This window comes from Crenobacter caeni (assembly GCF_010435965.1).
Classification (GTDB): domain Bacteria; phylum Pseudomonadota; class Gammaproteobacteria; order Burkholderiales; family Chromobacteriaceae; genus Craterilacuibacter; species Craterilacuibacter caeni.
Genome location: NZ_JAAGAA010000016.1, coordinates 28,650 through 50,154, shown reverse-complemented (window position 1 = coordinate 50,154; position 21,505 = coordinate 28,650). Strand labels below are relative to the sequence as shown.

The 21,505-nt window shown below is 64.4% G+C and carries 17 protein-coding genes; 4 read left to right on the top strand and 13 right to left on the bottom strand.

Going from position 1 to position 21,505, the window contains the following annotated elements; genetic code table 11:
* Positions 1–264 precede the first annotated feature (264 nt).
* The 9 genes from GZH52_RS15360 to grpE form a co-directional block, all read right to left on the bottom strand.
* On the bottom strand, positions 265–1,014 hold the full coding sequence (locus tag GZH52_RS15360; RefSeq protein ID WP_163317815.1) for a helix-turn-helix domain-containing protein: 750 nt from the start codon (positions 1,012–1,014) through the stop codon (positions 265–267).
* Complete coding sequence (locus GZH52_RS15355; protein WP_163317813.1) at positions 1,004–1,549, bottom strand: YbhB/YbcL family Raf kinase inhibitor-like protein; 546 nt, start codon at positions 1,547–1,549, stop codon at positions 1,004–1,006. The genes GZH52_RS15360 and GZH52_RS15355 overlap by 11 nt, the downstream gene beginning before the upstream one ends.
* A 169-nt stretch (positions 1,550–1,718) precedes the next feature.
* A complete protein-coding gene (locus tag GZH52_RS15350) occupies positions 1,719–3,215 on the bottom strand; it encodes an alanine/glycine:cation symporter family protein (protein ID WP_163317811.1) in 1,497 nt (498 codons plus the stop codon).
* 375 nt (positions 3,216–3,590) lie between these two features.
* Positions 3,591–4,592, bottom strand: coding sequence for a porphobilinogen synthase (hemB, locus tag GZH52_RS15345; RefSeq protein WP_163317809.1), 1,002 nt, complete (start codon positions 4,590–4,592; stop codon positions 3,591–3,593).
* 6 nt (positions 4,593–4,598) lie between these two features.
* The gene (locus tag GZH52_RS15340; RefSeq protein ID WP_163317807.1) at positions 4,599–4,808 is read right to left on the bottom strand and encodes a hypothetical protein; all 210 of its coding nucleotides are present in this window, start codon (positions 4,806–4,808) and stop codon (positions 4,599–4,601) included.
* A 102-nt stretch (positions 4,809–4,910) separates the two neighbouring features.
* Positions 4,911–6,404, bottom strand: a complete 1,494-nt coding sequence (locus tag GZH52_RS15335; RefSeq protein ID WP_163317805.1) for an alanine/glycine:cation symporter family protein — start codon at positions 6,402–6,404, stop codon at positions 4,911–4,913.
* A gap of 279 nt (positions 6,405–6,683) precedes the next feature.
* A complete protein-coding gene (gene dnaJ, locus GZH52_RS15330; protein WP_136554897.1) occupies positions 6,684–7,811 on the bottom strand; it encodes a molecular chaperone DnaJ in 1,128 nt (375 codons plus the stop codon).
* 116 nt (positions 7,812–7,927) lie between these two features.
* Positions 7,928–9,847, bottom strand: coding sequence for a molecular chaperone DnaK (gene dnaK / locus GZH52_RS15325; protein WP_163317803.1), 1,920 nt, complete (start codon positions 9,845–9,847; stop codon positions 7,928–7,930).
* Between the two features lie 108 nt (positions 9,848–9,955).
* Positions 9,956–10,528 carry a nucleotide exchange factor GrpE gene (gene grpE / locus GZH52_RS15320; RefSeq protein WP_163317794.1) on the bottom strand — a complete coding sequence of 191 codons (573 nt, stop codon included), beginning with the start codon at positions 10,526–10,528 and terminating at the stop codon, positions 9,956–9,958.
* Between the two features lie 412 nt (positions 10,529–10,940).
* Between grpE and aceA the strand changes: the two genes are divergently transcribed.
* Positions 10,941–12,251 carry an isocitrate lyase gene (aceA, locus tag GZH52_RS15315; RefSeq protein ID WP_136554903.1) on the top strand — a complete coding sequence of 437 codons (1,311 nt, stop codon included), beginning with the start codon at positions 10,941–10,943 and terminating at the stop codon, positions 12,249–12,251.
* Between the two features lie 148 nt (positions 12,252–12,399).
* Here the strand turns inward: aceA and clpA are convergent, their stop codons facing one another.
* Both clpA and clpS read right to left on the bottom strand, forming a co-directional pair.
* Complete coding sequence (clpA, locus tag GZH52_RS15310; RefSeq protein ID WP_163317792.1) at positions 12,400–14,679, bottom strand: ATP-dependent Clp protease ATP-binding subunit ClpA; 2,280 nt, start codon at positions 14,677–14,679, stop codon at positions 12,400–12,402.
* Positions 14,679–14,987, bottom strand: coding sequence for an ATP-dependent Clp protease adapter ClpS (gene clpS, locus GZH52_RS15305; RefSeq protein ID WP_136554906.1), 309 nt, complete (start codon positions 14,985–14,987; stop codon positions 14,679–14,681). The genes clpA and clpS overlap by 1 nt, the downstream gene beginning before the upstream one ends.
* 222 nt (positions 14,988–15,209) lie before the next feature.
* On the opposite strand from clpS, the gene GZH52_RS15300 reads away from it, so the two are divergent.
* Positions 15,210–15,413, top strand: a complete 204-nt coding sequence (locus GZH52_RS15300) for a cold-shock protein (protein WP_136554908.1) — start codon at positions 15,210–15,212, stop codon at positions 15,411–15,413.
* Positions 15,414–15,561: 148 nt separating this feature from the next.
* Here GZH52_RS15300 and icd read toward each other — a convergent pair whose 3' ends face one another.
* Positions 15,562–16,809 (bottom strand): NADP-dependent isocitrate dehydrogenase, encoded by a 1,248-nt coding sequence (gene icd, locus GZH52_RS15295; protein ID WP_163317790.1) that lies wholly within the window; start codon positions 16,807–16,809, stop codon positions 15,562–15,564.
* Positions 16,810–17,011: 202 nt separating this feature from the next.
* On the opposite strand from icd, the gene GZH52_RS15290 reads away from it, so the two are divergent.
* Both GZH52_RS15290 and aceK read left to right on the top strand, forming a co-directional pair.
* Positions 17,012–17,674, top strand: coding sequence for a pseudouridine synthase (locus GZH52_RS15290; protein WP_163317788.1), 663 nt, complete (start codon positions 17,012–17,014; stop codon positions 17,672–17,674).
* 45 nt (positions 17,675–17,719) lie between these two features.
* Complete coding sequence (gene aceK, locus GZH52_RS15285; RefSeq protein WP_163317786.1) at positions 17,720–19,480, top strand: bifunctional isocitrate dehydrogenase kinase/phosphatase; 1,761 nt, start codon at positions 17,720–17,722, stop codon at positions 19,478–19,480.
* Between the two features lie 61 nt (positions 19,481–19,541).
* Here the strand turns inward: aceK and htpG are convergent, their stop codons facing one another.
* Positions 19,542–21,440 (bottom strand): molecular chaperone HtpG, encoded by a 1,899-nt coding sequence (gene htpG / locus GZH52_RS15280; protein ID WP_163317784.1) that lies wholly within the window; start codon positions 21,438–21,440, stop codon positions 19,542–19,544.
* Positions 21,441–21,505 lie beyond the last annotated feature (65 nt).

The following is a 21,505-nucleotide window of genomic DNA, read 5'->3' as shown; positions in this document are numbered from 1 at the left end:
TCAGGAGCGGCTCACATCATGGATCGGGCATAGCTGCCCATCAAGAATCCGGATAGATTAGAGCAAGCCTTCCCTGTCATTGTTCATCACGATTCTGTCCTTGCAAAGTTCAGGCTGACCATAGATTGCGGTTCCTTCGCTGCGCTCGGTTGCCGCTTACCTCAAACGTTAGCAGCAAGCCGTAACCCACCAGCTGCCAAGCTCCACCAAGCCGGCGGTGCGACAATTACGCCGCCAGCGGCTAACCCACCGCACTACCGCGCTTCAGTGGGTGGCGCGCAGCGCGCTCGGGGTGACGCCGAAGCGCTCGCGAAAGCGAACGGCGAAGCGCCCGGCCGACGAGTAGCCGCACGCCTCGGCGATCAGGCCGATCGGTTGGCGCCCGGTTTGCACCATCGCCAGTGCACGCTCGAACAACAGGCTTTCGCGTAACTGGCGCAGCCCCTGACCTTCCGCTGCGAGCCGCCTGCGTAGGGTCGCCTCGCTCATCGCCAGCCGGCGGGCAAGGTGACTGGCGCTTTGCGAGGCGTCAGCCGACAGTTCGGCCAACACCCGGCTGGCCAGCGGCTGCCCTGCCGCTTGCAAGGCGCTGGCGCCGCCCAGATGGCGGACCACCAACAGAAGCTCCTGCAGCCTGTGCTGGCAAACGGATTCGGGGTGGTCTGCCTCGACGCCGTCGCGCCAGTGCCGCCAGGCCTCGTCGATCAGCACATCCTGCCCCAGCAGCACCGGCTGCAAGGGTGCACGGGTGGGCGGGGCCTGCAGCCATGCGTCCGGCAGCGCCAGCACGTGCGCACGGTAGGCGCCGGCCACCGGCTCGTTAGCCACTTGCAGCAGGCTCAACGCAGGGACGACCAGCATCTGCCCCGCTTCGACCCGCCACTGGTGGGCCCCCATGCTGGCCAGCTTGCAGCCCTGTTCGACGCGCACCAGCGCGCACTGGCTGAACGGTACCGCCTTCAGTAGCTGGCACCGCTGGCTGCGAAAGGTCAGGAAGGTTGCGTCAGCGGGCATAGGTCGCCGTGATGGTGGCCTTGCCCAGCGCGTGCTGGTTCAACAGGAAGCCGGCCAGCGCAGCTTGGCTGTCCGCCTTCAGCGGCAGGCGGTCGGTATCGAGCGCCCAGACCGTGAACTGGTAGCGGTGCATGCCGTGTCCCGGCGGTGGGCAGGCGCCCCCGTAGCCCGGCTGGCCGAAATCGGTCGCGATCTCGAGCGTGCCTGCGGGCAGGCCGGCCTTGGGGCTCGCGCCTTCGGGCAGGGCGCGGGCGTTGGCGGGCAGGTTGACCACCAGCCAGTGCCACCAGCCGCTGCCGGTCGGCGCGTCAGGGTCGTAGACGGTCAGCGCGAAACTGCGGGTCCCCGCCGGCGGGTTGTCCCAGCGCAGCGCGGGCGAGCGGTTGCCGCCCTCGCAGCCCATGCCCTGGAAGACCTGGGCGCTGGACAGCGGTACGCCCTCGCCCAATTGCGGGCTGGCAAGCGTGAATGTTTTGCCGGCATGGGCAGGCAGAGTGAGGGCGCACAACAGGGCGGCACAGGCGAGCGGTTTCATGGTTTTCCCCTTGAGTGATGATGCGGCTATCGTCGCACGCCCATGTGCCGCCCGTTGTGCACAAACGCGCGCTTGCTGTGCGCAAACGCTCAAGCGTCAGCCGCTGTTGCGCAACCCGGCGGCGACGCCGTTCCGTTCAAGCCGGCATTAACCGGCTGGTTCGCCAAACCTACCCCCTGTCGTGCAGCGGCGCCTTGCCCTCGGCGGCGCGCTGCTCGTCTTCCAGGTTGTCCTCGGCGCGGTGGCCGGCCCAGTAGTCGGCATTCTTGATGCCGAGTTTCTCGGGGTGGAACACCGGGTCCAGGCCCTGTGCGCGCTGCGCCTCGTAGTCGCGCAGCACCGCGAAGGCGGGCTTTTGCAAGAGGATGATGGCGACGATGTTCAGCCACGCCATCAGGCCGACGCCGATGTCGCCCATCGCCCACGCGAGGTCCGCCGTCTTCACCGTGCCGTAGACGGTGGAGACCACCAGCGCGAGTTTCAGCACGAACATCAGCCACGGGCGGTGCACCTTGCGGTTGATGTAGGCGATATTGGTCTCGGCGATGTAGTAGTAGGCGACGATGGTAGTGAACGCGAAAAACAGCAGCGCGACGGCGACGAAGGCGGCGCCGAAGCCCGGCATGATCGACTCCATCGCGGTCTGCACGTAGCCCGGCCCCGCGGCGACGCCGGCGATGCCGGTGTAGATCGCCTCGCCGTCCGGCCCCTGCACGTTGTACTGGCCGGTGATCAGCAGCATGAAGGCGGTCGCAGAGCACACGAACAGGGTGTCGATATACACCGAGAACGCCTGCACCAGGCCCTGCTTGGCCGGGTGCGACACCGCGGCGGCGCTTGAGGCGTGCGGGCCGGTGCCCTGGCCGGCCTCGTTCGAGTAGATGCCGCGCTTGACGCCCCACTGGATGGCGAGGCCGAGGATGGCGCCGAAGCCCGCCTCCAGGCCGAACGCGCTCTTCACGATCAGCATGAACACCGCCGGCACCTGGTGGATGTTGAGCAGCAGGATCACGCAGGCGACGGTGATGTAGCCCAGCGCCATGAAGGGCACCACGGCGCCGGCGAAGGTGGCGATGCGCTTGATGCCGCCAAAGATGATGAAACCGAGCGCCATCGCCAGCACGGCAGCGGTGACGGTCGGCGCGACGCCGAACGCCTGCTCGAGGCCCGCGCCGATCGAGTTGGCCTGCACGCCCGGCAGCAGCACGCCGCAGGCGAACACGGTGACCACCGCGAACAGCCACGCGTACCACTTGATGCCCAGCCCCTTCTCGATATAGAAGGCCGGCCCGCCGCGGAACTGGCCGTCGAGCTTTTCCTTGTAGACCTGGCCGAGAGTCGACTCGACAAACGCCGAACTCGCGCCCAAAAAGGCGACCACCCACATCCAGAACACCGCGCCCGGGCCGCCGAAGGTGATCGCGGTGGCGACGCCGGCGATGTTGCCGGTGCCGACGCGGCCAGCCAGCGTCATCGACAGCGCCTGGAACGAAGACACGCCAGCGTCCGTCCCCTTGCCGTCGAAGATCAGGCGGATCATTTCGCCGAAGTGGCGCACCTGCAGGAAGCGGCCGCGCACGCTGAAGTAAAGCCCGACGCCGAGGCACAGGTAGACCAGCGCCGGGCTCCATATGATGCCGTTGACGGCGTTGACGAGTTGTTCCATGTCAGTTCTCTCTCTTGTCTGTTTTGGGTACGACCAGCCGCCCGGATGGGGAACGGACGGCGTGTGCCACGCCTTTGCACATGGCATCACGACAAAAAGATAACCTGCACTCTATCTATTTTGCAAAGAAAAATCGCGCTTACTACTCGTTTAGGATGAAAAACAGGGGGTGCGCGGAGTGTGGTGGGCTGTGGTGGGTGACGGCCTGACGGCCTAACCCACCCTACCGCCTAACCCACCCTACACCGGGCCAATTCCATGCGTGCGCATCTTGGATTGCGCGCCGCAAGGCGGATTCGGCCGCAGGCCGTATACAACAAACCGCCCCGCAAACAAAGCCTGCGGGGCGGTTCGGGGATGGCGCGCGGGGGAGCGTCAGGCCTTGAGCAGGCGGGCGGCGTCCAGCGCGAAGTAGGTGAGGATGCCGTCGGCGCCGGCGCGCTTGAACGCGAGCAGGCTCTCCATCATGCACTTGTCGCCGTCCAGCCAGCCGTTGGCGGCGGCGGCCTTGAGCATCGCGTACTCGCCCGACACCTGGTAGGCGAAGGTCGGCACGCCGAAGGTATCCTTCACGCGGCGGATCACGTCCAGGTAAGGCATGCCCGGCTTGATCATCACCAGGTCCGCGCCCTCTTCCAGGTCCATCGCCACTTCCTGCACCGCCTCGTCGACATTGGCCGGGTCCATCTGGTAGGTCTTCTTGTCGGCCTTGCCGAGGTTACCTGCACTGCCCACCGCGTCGCGGAACGGGCCGTAGAAGCTCGACGCGTATTTGGCCGAGTAGGCGAAGATCTTGGTGTGGATGAAGCCCTCTTCTTCCAGCGCCTGGCGGATCGCGCCGATGCGCCCGTCCATCATGTCGGACGGGCCGATCATGTCGGCGCCGGCGTCGGCGTGACACAGCGCCTGCCTGACCAGCACCGCGGTGGTCTCGTCGTTGAGCACGTAGCCGGCGTCGTCGATCAGGCCATCCTGGCCGTGGATGGTGTACGGGTCGAGCGCGACGTCGGTCATCAGCCCGAGTTCAGGGAAACGTGCCTTGAGCGCGCGCACCACGGTCGGCACCAGCCCGTCCGGGTTGTACGCCTCGGTCGCTTCGTTGTTCTTGCCGTTTTCGATCACCGGGAAGATCGACAGCATCGGCACGCCCAGCCGCACCGCTTCTTCCGCCGTATAGAGCAGGCGGTCGAGGCTCTGCCGCTTGACGCCCGGCATCGAGGCGACGTCCTGTTCGCGGTTGTCGCCTTCCAGCACGAACACCGGGTAGATCAGGTCGTCGACGGTCAGCGTGTGCTCGCGCATCAGCCGGCGCGAGAAGTCGTCGCGGCGCATGCGGCGCAATCGGGTGGCGGGGAAATAGCGGTTGGCAAAAATCATGGGCGCTTACCTTTCTTCTGTTGGGCCGGCAGGCGGCTCGGTTCTCTCGTCGGGCGCTACCTCGTCGCTGTAGCGGCGGTAGCTGCCCGGGCTGACACCGGGTGGCAAGTCTAGGGGCGGCTCGCGCCGGGCGAGGCGCGCCAGCGTGCCGACCGCCATCACGAAAGGTGCCGCCGCCACCACGCACCAGAACCAGGTCGAATGCAGATAATCCATGATCGCCCCCGGGAAAAGAAAAAACCGGGGCAAGGCCCCGGTCAGGACAGGGCAATTGTATGCCCATGCCAAGTTGGCGGCCAGCGCCGCCAGGATTGACGCTTACTGCTGGTGCAGCGGCTGCTGGCCGGCAGCCTGGCGCTGCTCGTCTTCCAGGTTGTCTTCGGCGCGGTGGCCAGCCCAGTAGTCGGCGTTCTTGATGCCGAGCTTTTCCGGGTGGAACACCGGGTCGAGGCCCTGCGCGCGCTGCGCCTCGTAGTCGCGCAGCGCGACGAACGCCGGCTTTTGCAGGAGCAGGATGGCGGCGATGTTCAGCCACGCCATCAGGCCGACGCCGATGTCGCCCAGGCCCCAGGCCAGGTCTGCCGTCTTCACGGTGCCGTACACGGTGGACGCCAGGATCGCCAGCTTCAGCACGAACATCAGCCACGGGCGGTGCACCTTGCGGTTGATGTAGGCGATGTTGGTCTCGGCGATGTAGTAGTACGCGACGATGGTGGTGAACGCGAAGAAGAACAGCGCGGTGGCGACGAACAGCGAACCGAAGCCCGGCATGATGTGTTCCATCGCGGTCTGCACGTAGCCCGGGCCTGCGGCGACACCGGCGATGCCGGTGTACAGCGCCTGGCCGTCCGGGCCCTGCACGTTGTACTGGCCGGTGATCAGCAGCATGAAGGCGGTGGCCGAGCACACGAACAGGGTGTCGATATACACCGAGAACGCCTGCACCAGGCCCTGCTTGGCCGGGTGCGACACGGCGGCGGCGCTCGATGCGTGCGGGCCGGTGCCCTGGCCGGCTTCGTTCGAGTACACGCCGCGCTTCACGCCCCACTGGATGGCGAGGCCCAGGATGGCGCCGAAGCCCGCTTCCATGCCGAAGGCGCTCTTGAAGATCAGCGCGAGCACGTCAGGCAGCATGTGGACGTTCAGCGCGATGATCACGCAGGCGACGATGATGTAACCCAGCGCCATGAACGGCACCACCAGTTCGGCGAACTTCGCGATGCGCTTGAGGCCGCCGAAGATGATGAAGGCGAGCAGCACGGCGAGCAGCGCGGCGGTGACGTTGGCGTCGATGCCCAGCGCGCCTTGCAGGCCGGCGGCGATCGAGTTCGCCTGCACGCCCGGCAGCAGCACTCCGCAGGCAAAGATGGTGACCACGGCGAACACCCACGCGTACCACTTCACGCCCAGGCCCTTCTCGATGTAGAAGGCCGGGCCGCCGCGATATTCGCCGTCGAGCTTTTCCTTGTAGATCTGGCCGAGGGTCGACTCGACGAACGCCGAGCTCGCGCCGAGGAAGGCGACCATCCACATCCAGAACACGGCGCCCGGGCCGCCGAAGGTGATCGCGGTGGCGACGCCGGCGATGTTGCCGGTGCCGACGCGGCCAGCCAGCGTCATCGCCAGCGCCTGGAACGAAGACACGCCGGCGTCCGAGCTTTTTCCGTCGAACATCAGGCGGATCATCTCGCCAAAGTGGCGCACCTGCAGGAAGCGGCCGCGCAGGCTGAAGTACAGCCCCACGCCCAGGCACAGGTAGATCAGCGCCGGGCTCCAGATCACGCCGTTGATGGCATTCACGATTTCATTCATCTGCTGTTTCTCTCTCAGTTTCCCGATCGCCCACGCCTGGGGTGGCGGCTCATGGCCGCGCCTGCCGGTGTGGGACCTCGCCCCGCCGGTTGTCGAATGGATATAGTCGACAAATCCGAATCGGTTTCAGGGCAGAAGATAGCGGTTTTTTAGCGTGAAATGCAAAGAAAATTTCATAGAGCAATGCATTTAACATCTTTCACGTCAAGGCAAAAAGAGAGCATACAAAAGCAAAGCGGCAGCCCGCAGGCTGCCGCTTGAAGGGGAACACCCCGTATATCAGCCGAAGAAGTCCTTCAGCTTGTCCATGAACGACTTGGTGCGCGGGCTGTGCGTCGCGACGTCGCCCTGGCTGATCGCGTCGAACTCGCGCAGCAACTCCTTCTGGCGTTCGGTCAGCTTGACCGGCGTCTCGACGACCACGTGGCACATCAGGTCGCCGACCTGGCTGCCGCGCACGGCCTTGATGCCCTTGCCGCGCAGGCGGTACACGCGGCCGGACTGCGTCTCCGGCGCGATCTTGACCTTGGCCATGCCGTCGAGCGTCGGGATCTCGATTTCGCCGCCGAGCGCCGCCGTCGCGAACGAGATCGGCATCTCGCAGTGTAGGTCGCTGCCGTCACGCTGGAACACCGGGTGCTGCTTGATGTGGGTGACCACGTACAGATCGCCGGACGGGCCGCCATTCTGGCCCGGCTCGCCCTCGCCGGAGAGGCGGATGCGGTCGCCGTCGTCGACGCCGGCTGGAATCTTCACGTTCAGCGTCTTGTGCGTCTTCACCTGCCCCGCGCCGTGGCACTTCGGACACGGGTCCTTGATTTCCTTGCCGGTGCCGTGGCAGGTCGGGCAGGTCTGCTGCACCGAGAAGAAACCCTGGCTCATCCGTACCTGGCCGTGGCCGCCGCAGGTCGAGCAGGTCTTCGCCTCGGTCCCCGGCTTGGCGCCGCTGCCGTGGCAGGTGCCGCACTCTTCGTGGGTCGGGATGCGGATCTGCTTTTCGCAGCCGCGCGCCGCCTCTTCCAGCGTCAGCTCCATGTTGTAGCGCAGGTCGGCGCCGCGGTAGACGTTGGAGCGGCCGCCACCGCCGGCACGGCCGCCGCCGAAGATGTCGCTGAAGATGTCGGCAAAGTCGCCGAAGCCGCCGAAGCCGGCCCCGCCGCCGCCGCCCATCCCCGCTTGCGGGTCGACCCCGGCGTGACCGAACTGATCGTACGCGGAACGCTTCTGGCCGTCGGACAGGATCTCGTAAGCCTCCTTGGCTTCCTTGAACTTGTCTTCGGCTTCCTTGCTGTCCGGGTTGCGGTCCGGGTGGTACTTCATCGCCAGCTTGCGATAGGCCTTCTTGATATCGTCATCGGACGCGTCGCGGTTCACGCCGAGCACGTCGTACAAATCGCGTTTGGACATTCTCACACCATTGGGCCGGCTGTCGCCGGCGCGCTTGTTAAGCCAATACGGTCGAAGGCACAGCCACCGGTCAAAACACGACCGGCACTGTGCCTTCTTACTTCAGACGAAGCGGTTTACTGCTTCTTGTCCTTCACTTCCTCGAACTCGGCGTCGACCACGTTGCCGTCGTCGGCCTTGGCCGCTTCCGGCTGTGCGCCCGGCTGGGCGTCGCCCTGGGTCTGCGCGTACATCATCTCGGCCAGCTTGTGCGACGCGGTCATCAGCGCCTCGGTCTTGGCTTCGATCGCCTCCTTGTCGTCGCCCTTGAGCGCCTCTTCGGCTTCTTTCAGGGCTTCCTCGATCTTGGCCTTCTCGTCGGCCGGCAGCTTGTCGCCGTGCTCGGAGAGTGACTTCTTCACGCTGTGGATCATGGTGTCGGCGTGGTTGCGCGCCTGCACCAGCTCGTGCAGCTTCTTGTCTTCCTCGGCGTTCGCCTCGGCGTCCTTCACCATGCGCTGGATCTCGTCCTCGGACAGGCCCGACGACGCCTGGATGGTGATCTTCGCTTCCTTGCCGGTGCCCTTGTCCTTGGCGGACACGTGCAGGATGCCGTTGGCGTCGATGTCGAAGGCGACTTCGATCTGCGGCATGCCGCGCGGTGCCGGCGGGATGTCCGACAGGTTGAACTGGCCGAGCGACTTGTTAGCGGATGCCTTCTCGCGCTCGCCCTGCAGCACGTGGATGGTCACCGCGGTCTGGTTGTCGTCGGCGGTCGAGAACACCTGCTGCGCCTTGGTCGGGATGGTGGTGTTCTTCTGGATCAGCTTGGTCATCACGCCGCCCATGGTCTCGATACCCAGCGACAGCGGGGTGACGTCGAGCAGCAGCACGTCCTTGCGGTCGCCGGAGAGTACCGAGCCCTGCAGCGCGGCGCCGACGGCGACGGCTTCGTCCGGGTTCACGTCACGGCGCGCTTCCTTGCCGAAGAACTCCTTCACCTTCTCCTGCACCTTGGGCATGCGGCTCTGGCCGCCGACCAGGATCACGTCGGCGATGTCGGCGATCGACACGCCGGCGTCCTTCAGTGCGGTGCGGCACGGCTCAATGGTGCGCTCGACCAGGTCGTCGACCAGGGCTTCGAACTTGGCGCGGGTGATCTTCATCGCCAGGTGTTTCGGGCCGGTCGCGTCCATGGTGATGTACGGCAGGTTGACTTCGGTCTGCTGCGCGGACGACAGTTCGATCTTGGCCTTCTCGGCTGCTTCTTTCAGACGCTGCAGCGCCATCACGTCGTTCTTCAGGTCGACGCCCTGTTCCTTCTTGAACTCGGTGACGATGTAGTCGATCAGGCGCTGGTCGAAGTCTTCACCGCCCAGGAAGGTGTCACCGTTGGTCGACAGCACTTCGAACTGGTGCTCGCCGTCGACGTCCGCGATCTCGATGATCGAGATGTCGAAGGTACCGCCGCCCAGGTCGTACACGGCGATCTTGCGATCACCTTCCTGCTTGGCCAGACCGAAGGCCAGTGCGGCCGCAGTCGGCTCGTTGATGATGCGCTTGACGTCGAGGCCTGCGATGCGGCCGGCGTCCTTGGTCGCCTGGCGCTGGCTGTCGTTGAAGTAAGCCGGCACGGTGATCACCGCCTCGGTCACTTCTTCGCCCAGATAGTCTTCGGCGGCCTTCTTCATCTTGCGCAGCACTTCGGCGGAAATCTGCGGCGGCGCCAGCTCCTCGTCGCGCACCTTGACCCATGCGTCGCCGTTCTTGGCCTTGACGATATCGAACGGCATCAGCTCGATATCCTTCTGCACTTCCTTGTCTTCGAAGCGGTGGCCGATCAGGCGCTTGATCGCGTACAGGGTGTTCTTCGGGTTGGTGACTGCCTGGCGCTTGGCCGGTGCGCCGACCAGAATCTCGCCGTCTTCGACGTAAGCGATGATCGACGGCGTGGTGCGCGCGCCTTCGGCGTTCTCGATCACTTTCGGGTTGCCGCCTTCGACGACCGCCACGCAGGAGTTGGTGGTGCCAAGGTCAATACCGATAATCTTTCCCATGTTCTTCGTCCTTTCTTGTCCTGTTATCCGGCCGCGGAGCAGTTCCTGACCGGTTCATGCGTTTCAAGGTATTGGCTGAAAACCAGATTTCAAGCCCGTCTTAAAAACTCAGCCGCGCGCCTTGGCGACAACGACCATCGCCGGGCGCAGCACGCGGTCGGCGACCAGGTAGCCTTTCTGCATCACGCGCACCACGGTGCCCGGCTCGGCGTCGGACTCTTCCATGCTCATCGCCTGGTGATGGTGCGGGTCGAGCTTCTCGCCCAGCGGGTTCAATTCGCGCACCTGCGCCTTTTCCAGGGCGCTGGCGAGCTGCTTGAGGGTCAGGTCGACGCCGAACTTCAGGTTGTCGAACTGGCCGCTCTGGTCCATCAGCGCCATCTCCAGGCTGTCTTTCACCGGCAGCACCTCCTGCAGGAACTTGCTGATCGCGTACTTGTGCGCGGCGGCGACGTCCTCCTGCGCACGGCGGCGCAGGTTCTCCTGCTCGGCGACGGCGCGCAGGTACTGGTCCTTGAGCGCGGCCAGTTCCTGCTCGAGCGCGTCGATGCGGGCGACGGCCTCGTCCGACAGGTTGGGCAGGCCCAGTTCCTCTTCCTGCACCTGCTGCGCGGGTGCGGCCGCTGCGGCCGTCTCCTGCTGTTCCGGATCGAGGTGGGTGGCGTTCGGGTTTTCTTGCATTTTTCTGGAACTCCTGCGGCGGAATCGCGAATGACTGAATGACCTGACGCAAGGTAGGGGTGGTCGGCTTGAATTCAACCCCCTGCCGGGCAGTTCGCGATTTGACCGGATTACTTTCGGTTTCGCTCACCGCGAGCATCAGTTTTTGCCAGCTGCGTGACCACCTTGTTAGTAACTGAAAATCATGAACTTTTTATTTGTTGCAGTGCACACCCCCTTTGGAAATTATGTTTTAATCATGCAACAGAGGCATCCGCTACCCCGCTGCGCAGACCCAAGCGTAGAACCCGGGCAGCAGGAAAACAAAAGGCGCTCACCACGCGCCCGCCCTTCGGCCACCGCCGAAAACCATTACAAAGGTTGGCCGGCTGCAACCGGCTTTTAAATCGCATCGAGCAGAGGAACCAGAGATATGAGCACTCGCGAACAACAAATCGCCGCCCTGGAAAAAGACTGGGCAGAGAATCCGCGCTGGCAAGGCGTCAAGCGCGGCTACACCGCAGCCGACGTGGTCCGTCTGCGCGGCAGCCTGCAGCCTGAGTACACCCTGGCCCAACGCGGCGCCAAGGTGCTGTGGGACAAGGTGAACGGCGGTGCCAAGAAGGGCTACGTGAACGCGTTCGGCGCGATCACCGCAGGCCAGGCGATGCAGCAGGCCAAGGCCGGCCTGGAAGCCGTCTACCTGTCCGGCTGGCAAGTCGCCGCCGACGGCAACACCTCCGAAACCATGTACCCGGACCAGTCGCTGTACGCGTACGACTCCGTGCCGACCATGGTTCGCCGCATCAACAACACCTTCAAGCGCGCCGACGAGATCCAGTGGTCGCGCGGCATCAACCCGGGCGACGAAGGCTTCATCGACTACTTCCTGCCGATCGTCGCTGACGCAGAAGCCGGTTTCGGCGGCGTGCTGAACGCCTTCGAACTGATGAAGAACATGATCGCCGCAGGTGCTGCAGGCGTTCACTTCGAAGACCAGCTCGCTGCCGCCAAGAAGTGCGGCCACATGGGTGGCAAGGTGCTGGTGCCGACCCGTGAAGCCGTCGAGAAGCTGATCTCCGCCCGCTTCGCCGCCGACGTGATGGGCGTGCCGACCCTGATCCTGGCCCGTACCGACGCGGAAGCCGCCAACCTGATCACCTCCGACTACGACGAGAACGATAAGCCGTTCCTGACCGGCGAGCGCACCCAGGAAGGCTTCTTCCGCGTGAAGAACGGCCTGGAGCAGTCGATCAGCCGTGGCGTGGCCTACGCGCCGTACGCTGATCTGGTGTGGTGTGAAACCGGCGTGCCGGATATCGGCTTCGCCCGCGAATTCGCGCAGGCCGTACACGCTGCCTGCCCGGGCAAGCTGCTCTCCTACAACTGCTCGCCTTCCTTCAACTGGAAGAAGAACCTGAACGACAGCCAGATCGCTTCGTTCCAGGAAGAGCTGTCCGCACTGGGCTACAAGTACCAGTTCATCACCCTGGCCGGCATCCACGTCAACTGGTACAACACCTTCAAGTTCGCGCACGCTTACGCCCGCGGCGAAGGCATGAAGCACTACGTTGAAATGGTGCAGGAGCCGGAATTCGCAGCACGCGAACAGGGCTACACCTTCGTGTCGCACCAGCAGGAAGTCGGCACCGGCTACTTCGACGACGTGACCACCGTGATCCAGGGTGGCTCCTCGTCGGTGAAGGCCCTGACCGGCTCGACCGAAGAAGAGCAGTTCCACTGAGACCGTGCGGGCTGACGGCCCGCACGCTCTTCCCGAACCCCCGTCCGGCTCCCGGCGGGGGTTTTCGCTTGGGTAGGTTACCGGGCCACCTGCACGCACAAAAAAAGGCGGCGCCCGCAGGCGCCGCCTTCTGTCTTGGCTGACGGGATCAGGCCGGCTGCGTGGCCTTGGACGGCGTCTCGTCAAACTGCAGCGCGACCTTGCCGTCGTCGCCGACGTCGACCGTCACCTCGCCGCCCTGGCTGAGCCTGCCGAACAACAGTTCGTCGGCCAGCGCCTTGCGGATGCAGTCCTGGATCAGGCGGGCCATCGGCCGCGCGCCCATCTGCGGGTCGAAGCCGTTCTTCGCCAGGTGGCGGCGCAGCGCGTCGGTGAAGTGGATGTCGACCTTCTTCTCGTGCAGTTGCTGCTCAAGCTGCAGCAGGAACTTGTCGACCACGCGCAGGATGATTTCCTCGTTCAGCTGGCCAAACGGCACGATCGCGTCCAGACGGTTGCGGAACTCCGGGCTGAACAGGCGCTTGATGTCGGCCATCTCGTCGCCGGCCGCCTTGTTCGCCGTGAAGCCCAGGCTGGGCTTGGACAGCGATTCGGCGCCCGCATTGGTCGTCATGATCAGCACCACGTTGCGGAAGTCCGCCTTGCGGCCGTTGTTGTCGGTCAGCGTGCCGTGGTCCATCACCTGCAAAAGCACGTTGAAGATGTCCGGATGCGCCTTCTCGATCTCGTCGAGCAGCAACACCGCGTACGGGTGCTTGTTGATCGCCTCGGTCAGCTGGCCGCCCTGCTCGAAACCGACGTAGCCGGGCGGTGCACCGATCAGGCGGCTGACCGCGTGGCGCTCCATATACTCGGACATGTCGAAGCGGATCAGCTCGACGCCGAGCACGAAGGCGAGCTGGCGCGCGACCTCGGTCTTGCCGACCCCGGTCGGCCCGGAGAACAGGAAGGAGCCGATCGGCTTTTGCGGGTTACCCAGGCCCGAGCGGGTCATCTTGATCGCGTCGGCCAGGTTTTCGATCGCCTTGTCCTGCCCGAACACCACGTTCTTCAGGTCGCGATCGAGGTTCTTCAGCACGTTGCGGTCGTCGCTCGACACCGTCTTGGGCGGGATACGCGCGATCTTGGCGACGATCTCCTCGATCTCGCCCTTGTTGATCACCTTCTTCTGGCGCGACTTGGGCAGGATGCGCTGCGCGGCGCCCGCCTCGTCGATCACGTCGATCGCCTTGTCCGGCAAGTGGCGGTCGTTGATGTAGCGCGCCGACAGCTCGGCCGCCGTCTGCAGCGCAGACTGCGTGTACTTGACGCCGTGGTGCTCCTCGAAACGGCTCTTCAGCCCCTTGAGGATGTCGACGGTCTGTCCGACCGAAGGCTCGTTCACGTCGATCTTCTGGAAACGGCGCGACAGCGCGTTGTCCTTCTCGAAGATGCCGCGGTACTCGTTGTAGGTCGTCGCGCCGATGCAGCGCAGGCGCCCGCCAGACAGGGCCGGCTTGAGCAGGTTGGACGCGTCGAGCGTGCCGCCGGACGCCGCACCGGCGCCGATCAGCGTGTGGATCTCGTCGATGAACAGGATCGCGGTCGGATCGTCGGTCAGCTGCTTGATCACCGCCTTCAGCCGCTGCTCGAAGTCGCCCCGGTACTTGGTGCCGGCGAGCAAGGCACCCATATCGAGCGAATAGACGGTCGCCGACGCGAGCACGTCGGGCACCTCGTTGTTGACGATGCGCCGCGCCAGCCCCTCGGCGATCGCGGTCTTGCCGACCCCGGCCTCGCCGACCAACAGCGGATTGTTCTTGCGGCGGCGGCACAGGATCTGGATGGTGCGCTCGAGCTCGTGCTCGCGCCCGATCAGCGGGTCGATCTTGTTCTCGCGGGCGAGCTGGTTAAGGTTCTGCGTGTAGTTCTCCAGCGCGCCGCCGCTGCCGGCGGCATCCTCGTTCTCGGCTTCGCCGTTGTTCTCGCGCGGCGTCTCGCTGCTCGGCTGCGAGCGCTGCTTGGTGATGCCGTGCGAGATGTAGTTGACGACATCCAGCCGCGAGATGCCCTGCTGGTGCAGGTAGTACACCGCGTGCGAGTCCTTCTCGCCGAAGATGGCGACCAGGATGTTGGCGCCGGTCACCTCCTTCTTGCCGGACGACTGTACGTGCAGGATCGCGCGCTGGATCACGCGCTGGAAACCGAGCGTGGGCTGGGTTTCCACTTCCTTGTTGCCGGGAACGACCGGCGTGTGCTCGTCGACAAAGTCGGTGAGCTGCTTCTTCAGCTGGTCGAGGTTGGCGCCACACGCCTTGAGCACCTCGGTCGCCGACGGGTTGTCGATCATGGCCAATAGCAGGTGCTCGACACTGATGAACTCGTGCCGCTTTTGCCTTGCGTCCATGAAGGCCATGTGCAAGCTGACTTCCAGTTCCTGGGCGATCATCAGTTTTCCTCCATTACGCACTGCAGCGGATGCTGGTGCGTGCGTGCAAATTGCATCACCTGCTCGACCTTGGTGGCCGCGATGTCCTGCGGGTAGACCCCGCAGATGCCGCGCCCGGCCTCATGGACCTGCAACATGACCTGGACGGCCTTATCGCGTTCCATATGAAAAAACGTCTCCAGCACTTCGACCACAAAATCCATCGGGGTGAAATCGTCGTTCAGCAAAACGACCTTGAACAAGGGGGGCGGCGCGGTGCGCACCCTGGACGCCTCGAGCAGGGCGTCGTCGTGGTACTGCGTTGACATGGCGGCCTTAGTATTCAGCAAGTCTTTAGTTGGATTGTGGTTCCGCAACAGTCTTTTTCAAGCCCTTGTCACCCGAAAAGAATCCTCTTGACGCCATGAGCATTATTGCGTAGAAATGGCCTTGGTGCTTGGCTTATGTATTGCATTGGAATGAAGCCGTTGCAGACATTCGCTTTTGTTGTTCGGCCTCACCAGCCCGTTACCGTAAGTTAAGGAAGTATAATGGCACTTGGCACCGTAAAGTGGTTCAATGATTCGAAGGGCTTCGGCTTCATCACCCCGGACGAAGGCGGCGAAGACCTGTTCGCGCACTTCTCCGCGATCAACATGCAAGGCTTCAAGACCCTGAAAGAAGGTCAGCGCGTCAGCTTCGACGTGGTGCAGGGTCCGAAGGGCAAGCAAGCTTCGAACATCCAAGCCGCTTGATTCGGCCTCGCTGAAGCGGCCAAGGCCACTTCGCCGGATGAAAAAAACCGCCTCCCTCAGGAGGCGGTTTTTTGTCGCCCTGCCACACGGCGCGCAATAAAAAACCGGCCGCCCGAAGGCGGCCGGTTGTCTCTTGGGCAAGCCAGGCTTACATGCGGGCGATCATCGCGTCGCCGAAGGCCGAACAGCTCACCTCGGTCGCACCGTCCATCAGGCGGGCGAAGTCGTAGGTCACCTGCTTGTCGGCGATCGCCGCTTCCATCGACTTGATCACCAGGTCGGCCGCTTCCTTCCAGCCCAGGTGACGCAGCATCATCTCGGCAGACAGGATCAGCGAGCCCGGGTTGACCTTGTCGAGGCCGGCGTACTTCGGCGCGGTGCCGTGGGTCGCCTCGAAGCACGCGTACTTGTCGGAGATGTTGGCACCCGGCGCGATGCCGATGCCGCCGACCTGCGCGGCCAGCGCGTCGGAGATGTAGTCGCCGTTCAGGTTGGTGGTGGCGATCACGTCGTACTCGGCCGGACGCAGCAGGATCTGCTGCAGGAAGGCGTCGGCGATCGCGTCCTTGACGACGATCTCGCGGCCGGTCTTCGGGTTGGTGAACTTGCACCACGGGCCGCCGTCGATCAGTTCGGCGCCGAACTCTTCACGCGCGACCTGGTACGCGGTATCGCGGAACAGGCCCTCGGTGAACTTCATGATGTTGCCCTTGTGCACGATGGTCAGCGACTTGCGGTCGTTATCGATCGCGTACTGGATCGCGGCGCGCACCAGGCGGGTGGTACCCTCGACGGAGATCGGCTTGATGCCGATGCCGGAGGTTTCCGGGAAGCGGATCTTCTTGACGCCCATCTCTTCTTGCAGGAAGGCGATCACCTTCTTGGCCGCTTCGGACTCGGCCGACCATTCGATGCCGGCGTAGATGTCTTCGGTGTTCTCGCGGAAGATGACCATATTGGTCAGTTCCGGGTTCTTCAGCGGGCTGGGCACGCCCTTGAAGTACTGGACCGGACGCACGCACTGGTAGAGGTCGAGCTCCTGGCGCAGCGCGACGTTCAGCGAGCGGATGCCGCCGCCGACCGGCGTGGTCATCGGGCCCTTGATCGAGACGGAGTACTCTTTCAGCGCGTCGAAGGTTTCCTTCGGCAACCACTCGTCCGGGCCGTACAGGCGGGTCGACTTCTCGCCGGCGTACACTTCCATCCAGTGGATTTTTTTCTGGCCTGCGTAGGCCTTCTCGACTGCTGCGTCGATGACCTTGATCATCACCGGCGTGATGTCGACGCCGATGCCGTCACCCTCGATGAACGGGATGATCGGGTTGTTCGGGGTAGCCTGTCCGGGAACGATTTTCTGACCTGCAGCGGGAACCTTGATCAGGGATTGGGCGCTCATGCCTACTCCATCATGGGTTGGTTGCAAAATGACTCTGCCGCCGCCCGGCGGCACGGGCAAGAATGGGCCCGTCGCGGACGGCCACGAGTGGTGAACTCGGGTAGAGCGGGATGCCGTCCCCTCTTCGTAGAGGGTCTTATTCTCAGCCTGATGCATCCCGGCTTGCTATTATGCTGAATTCCCGGCCGCACCGCTATACCAAATGCCTGAACTCGTCCTGCTGAATAAACCCTATGGCGTGATCTGCCAGTTTTCCGAACACGACAAGCACCCGACGCTGAAAAGCTGCGTACCCTTGCCCGATGTTTACCCGGCCGGCCGGCTGGATACCGACAGCGAAGGGCTCCTCTTACTCACCGGCGACGGCGCGCTGCAGCACGCGATCGCCGACCCGCGCTTCAAGCTGCCCAAGACCTACTGGGTACAGGTCGAGGGTGAGCCGCAGGACGCGCAACTGGAGGCGCTCCGCCAGGGGGTGGATCTTGGCGACTTCGTCACCCGCCAGGCGAAAGTGCGGCGCATCGCCCCACCCGAACTGTGGCCGCGCAACCCGCCGGTACGCTTTCGCAAGACGGTGCCCGACGCTTGGCTCGAGATCGTCATCCACGAAGGCAAGAACCGCCAGGTGCGCCGGATGACCGCCAAGGTCGGCCTGCCGACGCTGCGCCTGGTGCGTGTCGCGATCGGCCCGTGGCGCGTTGACGGCCTCGCGCCGGGTGAATGGCGGCAGGAGACGCTGACGCTTGAACAATTGAAGCAAGTGCAGCATGCTAAGGGCATTAACAAGAGGACAGGCCAGCCGGGACTGCCGCCAAAAGCGCCTCCCCGCCCGGGCAGAGCCTTGCGGCACCGCACACCACGCTGACCTTCCGCATGGCACCGCCTGTCCGCCCCACCGCCGAGGCGTGCCATGCAGATACCCGACTACTACAACCCCGTCGCCCGCGAGATCGCCGAGGCGCTGATCGAAGGCTTCAACAAGCACTACCGGCTGTTCCGCGCAGTCAGCCAGGGCGCCAAGGCACTATTCGAGGCCGGCGACTGGCAGGGCGTGCAGCAAGCGATCCGCGGCCGCATCCAGTTGTACGACGAACGCGTCGGCGAGACCGTCGAGCGCCTGCACCGTGAACTGCATGCCGAACTGCTCGACGACGAGATCTGGCAGCAGGCCAAGCTCTACTACATCGGCCTGTTGACCAACCACAAGCAGCCCGAGCTTGCCGAGACCTTCTTCAACTCGGTGTTCTGCCGCATCCTGCACCGCGACTACTTCAACAACGACTTCATCTTCGTGCGCCCGGCGGTATCGACCGAGTACATCGAGTCCGAGCCGCCGACCTGGCGCAGCTATTACCCGAAGTCGGTCGGCCTGCGCCGGGTGATCCGCCGCATCGTGCAGGACTTCGGCTGGACGCAGCCGTTCGCCCACCTCGCGCGCGACCTCGCCTGCGTGCTGCGCACCGCGCACGAATACCTGGGCGGCGAGTGGCCGGCGGCCGAGGCGAGCTACCAGATCCAGGTGCTGGGCTCGGCGTTCTACCGCAACAAGACGGCGTACATCTTCGGCAAGGTGATCAACGGCGGACAGGCCTACCCGTTCGCGGTGCCGGTGCTGCGCGACGAGGCGGGCCGGCTCTACCTGGACACCCTGCTGCTCGAGCCGTGGCGGATCAGCATCCTGTTCTCGTTCAGCCGCGCGCACTTCCTGGTCGACATGGACGTGCCGTCCGCCTACGTGCAGTTCCTGCGCTCGATGCTGCCGTCCAAGACCAAGGCCGAGCTTTACACCATGCTCGGCCTGCAAAAGCAGGGCAAGAACATCTTCTACCGCGACTTCATGCAGCACCTGTCGCACTCGAACGACCAGTTCGACATCGCGCCGGGCATCCGCGGCCTGGTGATGCTGGTCTTCACGCTGCCCTCCTACCCCTACGTGTTCAAGCTGATCAAGGACGTGTTTGGCAGCAGCAAGGAAGTCGACCACAGCACGGTCAAGGAAAAGTACCTGCTGGTGAAGAAGCACGACCGGGTCGGCCGCATGGCCGATACGCTGGAATTCTCCAACGTCGCCTTCCCCAAGGCGCGCTTCACCGAACAGCTGCTCAACGAGCTGCGCACGCTGGCACCGTCGCTGGTCGAGGAGGACGACGAGCGCGTGGTGATCCGCCACCTGTATATCGAGCGGAGGATGAAGCCGCTCAACCTCTACCTGATGAACTGCAACGCCGAGGAGAAGGAGCACGCGATACGCGAGTACGGCAACGCGATCAAGGAGCTCGCGATGGCCAACATCTTCCCGGGCGACATGCTGTTCAAGAACTTCGGCGTCACCCGTTACAACCGCGTGATCTTCTACGACTACGACGAAATCGAGTACATGACCGACTGCAACTTCCGGCGCATCCCGCCGGCGCCGACGCCGGAAATGGAGCTCTCCGGCGAGGTGTGGTACCCGGTCAAACGCAACGACGTGTTCCCCGAGGAGTTCGCGACCTTCCTGTTGGGCGACCCGGAAGTGCGGCGGCTGTTCCTCAAGTACCACCGCGACCTGCTCGACGTGCCGTTCTGGCAACAGCGCAAGGACATGATCGCCGAGGGCCATATCGAGGATTTCTTCCCCTACCCGAGCGAGATGCGCTTCTGTAACCGTTACGGCGTGCCGGTCGCCTGACCCCCGATTACTCACTAAAAACGCCACCCCGAAGGGTGGCGTTTTTCATCACGGCCAAGGCTCAGGCAGAGAGTTCGAGCATCAGGCGGTTGATGCGGTGCACGAAGGCGGCCGGGTCTTCTAGTTTGCCGCCCTCGGCGAGCAAGGCCTGGTCGAACAGCACGTGCGCAAGGTCCGCCGCGCGCGCGTCGTCGGCCTCGTCGGCGAGGCGCTTGACCAGCATGTGGCCGGGGTTGATCTCGAGCACCGGCTTGGCGTGCGGCACGTCCTGGCCGGCCTGCTTGAGCAGGCGCTCCAGGTGCGCGCTCATCTCGTGCTCGCCGACCACCAGGCAAGCCGGGCTGTCGGTCAGGCGCGCGGTCGGGCGCACTTCCTTGACCGCATCGCCCAGCAGCGCCGAGATGCGCTCGGCCAGCGGGCGGGCGGCCTCTTCGGCCTCCTTCTGCGCGGCCTTGTCGGACTCGTCCTCCAGCTCGCCCAGGTCGAGCGCGCCCTTGGCGACCGACACCAGCGGCTTGCCTTCGAACTCGGTCAGGCTGGCGGTCACCCACTCGTCGACGCGGTCGGTCAACAGCAGTACCTCGACGCCCTTCTTGCGGAACACCTCGAGGTGCGGGCTACCCAGCGCGGCGGCGCGGCTGTCGGCGGTGATGTAGTAGATCTTGTCCTGGCCCGCTTGCATGCGCGACACGTAGTCGGCGAGCGAGACCTTGGGCTCGGCGCCGTCCTCGTGGGTGGAGGCGAAGCGCAGCAGCTTGGCAATGCGCGCCTTGTTGGCGAAGTCTTCGCCGACGCCTTCTTTGAGCACCTGACCGAACTCGCGCCAGAAGGTCGCGTATTTGTCGGCGTCGTTGGCGGCCAAATCGTCCAGCAGGCCGAGCACCTTCTTCACGCAGCCGGCGCGGATCGCGTCGATGTCGCGGCTTTGCTGCAGGATCTCGCGCGACACGTTCAGCGGCAAATCGGCCGAATCGATCACGCCGCGCACGAAGCGCAGGTACATCGGCATCAGCTTGTTGGCGTCTTCCATGATGAACACGCGGCGCACGTACAGCTTGACGCCCTGCTTGCGCTCGCGGTCGTACAGGTCGAACGGCGCGCGCGACGGGATGTACAGGAGTTCGGTGTATTCCTGGCTGCCCTCGACGCGGGCGTGCGTCCACGCCAGCGGATCGCTGAAGTCGTGCGCGACATGCTTGTAGAACTCGCGGTACTGCTCGTCGCTGATCTCGCTCTTGCTGCGCGCCCACAGGGCGGACGCCTGGTTGACCGCCTCGTAGCCTTCGCCGGCGACTTCCTTGCCGTCCTCGTCGAAGCTCGCCGCCTTTTTCATCTCGATCGGCAAGGAGATATGGTCGGAGTAGGTGCGCACGATGCGACGCAGCGTCCAGTCGTCGAGGAACTCGTCCATGCCCTCTTTGAGGTGCAGCACGATCTCGGTGCCGCGCGCCGCACGCTCGACGGTCTCCAGCGTGTACTCGCCGTGCCCCTCGGACTCCCAGCGCACGCCCTCGCTCGCGGGCAGGCCGGCGCGGCGGGTAGTCAGCGTCACGCGGTCGGCGACGATGAACGCCGAGTAGAAGCCGACGCCGAACTGGCCGATCAGGTTGGCGTCCTTCTGCTCGTCACCGGTCAGCCGCTCGAAGAAGGCCTTGGTGCCGGACTTGGCGATGGTGCCGATATGCTCGATCACCTCGGCGCGGCTCATGCCGATGCCGTTGTCGGTGATGGTCAGCGTGCGCGCGGCCTTGTCCGCCTCGATGCGGATCGAAAGCGCCGGGTCGGACTCGAGCAGCGCCGGCTGCTCGATCGCCTCGAAGCGCAGCTTGTCGGCGGCGTCGGACGCGTTGGAGACCAGCTCGCGCAGGAAGATTTCCTTGTTCGAGTACAGCGAATGGATCATCAGCTGCAACAGCTGCTTGACTTCGGTCTGAAAGCCCAGTGTTTCCTTATTGCTCATATGCTCTGTTCGTCAGCGTTGGTCAAAAGATGCAAGCGAGATAGGGGCGGGTTCGGGCATTTCAA

Bases quoted from the DNA above. Each gene is read 5' to 3' on its own strand.
- icd (WP_163317790.1), bottom strand. From the start codon at position 16,809: ATGAGCGCCCAATCCCTGATCAAGGTTCCCGCTGCAGGTCAGAAAATC.
- GZH52_RS15335 (WP_163317805.1), bottom strand. From the start codon at position 6,404: ATGAATGAAATCGTGAATGCCATCAACGGCGTGATCTGGAGCCCGGCG.
- GZH52_RS15340 (WP_163317807.1), bottom strand. From the start codon at position 4,808: ATGGATTATCTGCATTCGACCTGGTTCTGGTGCGTGGTGGCGGCGGCA.
- dnaJ (WP_136554897.1), bottom strand. From the start codon at position 7,811: ATGTCCAAACGCGATTTGTACGACGTGCTCGGCGTGAACCGCGACGCG.
- clpA (WP_163317792.1), bottom strand. From the start codon at position 14,679: ATGATCGCCCAGGAACTGGAAGTCAGCTTGCACATGGCCTTCATGGAC.
- GZH52_RS15360 (WP_163317815.1), bottom strand. From the start codon at position 1,014: ATGCCCGCTGACGCAACCTTCCTGACCTTTCGCAGCCAGCGGTGCCAG.
- GZH52_RS15355 (WP_163317813.1), bottom strand. From the start codon at position 1,549: ATGAAACCGCTCGCCTGTGCCGCCCTGTTGTGCGCCCTCACTCTGCCT.
- aceK (WP_163317786.1), top strand. From the start codon at position 17,720: ATGCAGATACCCGACTACTACAACCCCGTCGCCCGCGAGATCGCCGAG.
- hemB (WP_163317809.1), bottom strand. From the start codon at position 4,592: ATGATTTTTGCCAACCGCTATTTCCCCGCCACCCGATTGCGCCGCATG.
- GZH52_RS15300 (WP_136554908.1), top strand. From the start codon at position 15,210: ATGGCACTTGGCACCGTAAAGTGGTTCAATGATTCGAAGGGCTTCGGC.
- clpS (WP_136554906.1), bottom strand. From the start codon at position 14,987: ATGTCAACGCAGTACCACGACGACGCCCTGCTCGAGGCGTCCAGGGTG.
- dnaK (WP_163317803.1), bottom strand. From the start codon at position 9,847: ATGGGAAAGATTATCGGTATTGACCTTGGCACCACCAACTCCTGCGTG.
- htpG (WP_163317784.1), bottom strand. From the start codon at position 21,440: ATGAGCAATAAGGAAACACTGGGCTTTCAGACCGAAGTCAAGCAGCTG.
- grpE (WP_163317794.1), bottom strand. From the start codon at position 10,528: ATGCAAGAAAACCCGAACGCCACCCACCTCGATCCGGAACAGCAGGAG.
- GZH52_RS15290 (WP_163317788.1), top strand. From the start codon at position 17,012: ATGCCTGAACTCGTCCTGCTGAATAAACCCTATGGCGTGATCTGCCAG.
- aceA (WP_136554903.1), top strand. From the start codon at position 10,941: ATGAGCACTCGCGAACAACAAATCGCCGCCCTGGAAAAAGACTGGGCA.
- GZH52_RS15350 (WP_163317811.1), bottom strand. From the start codon at position 3,215: ATGGAACAACTCGTCAACGCCGTCAACGGCATCATATGGAGCCCGGCG.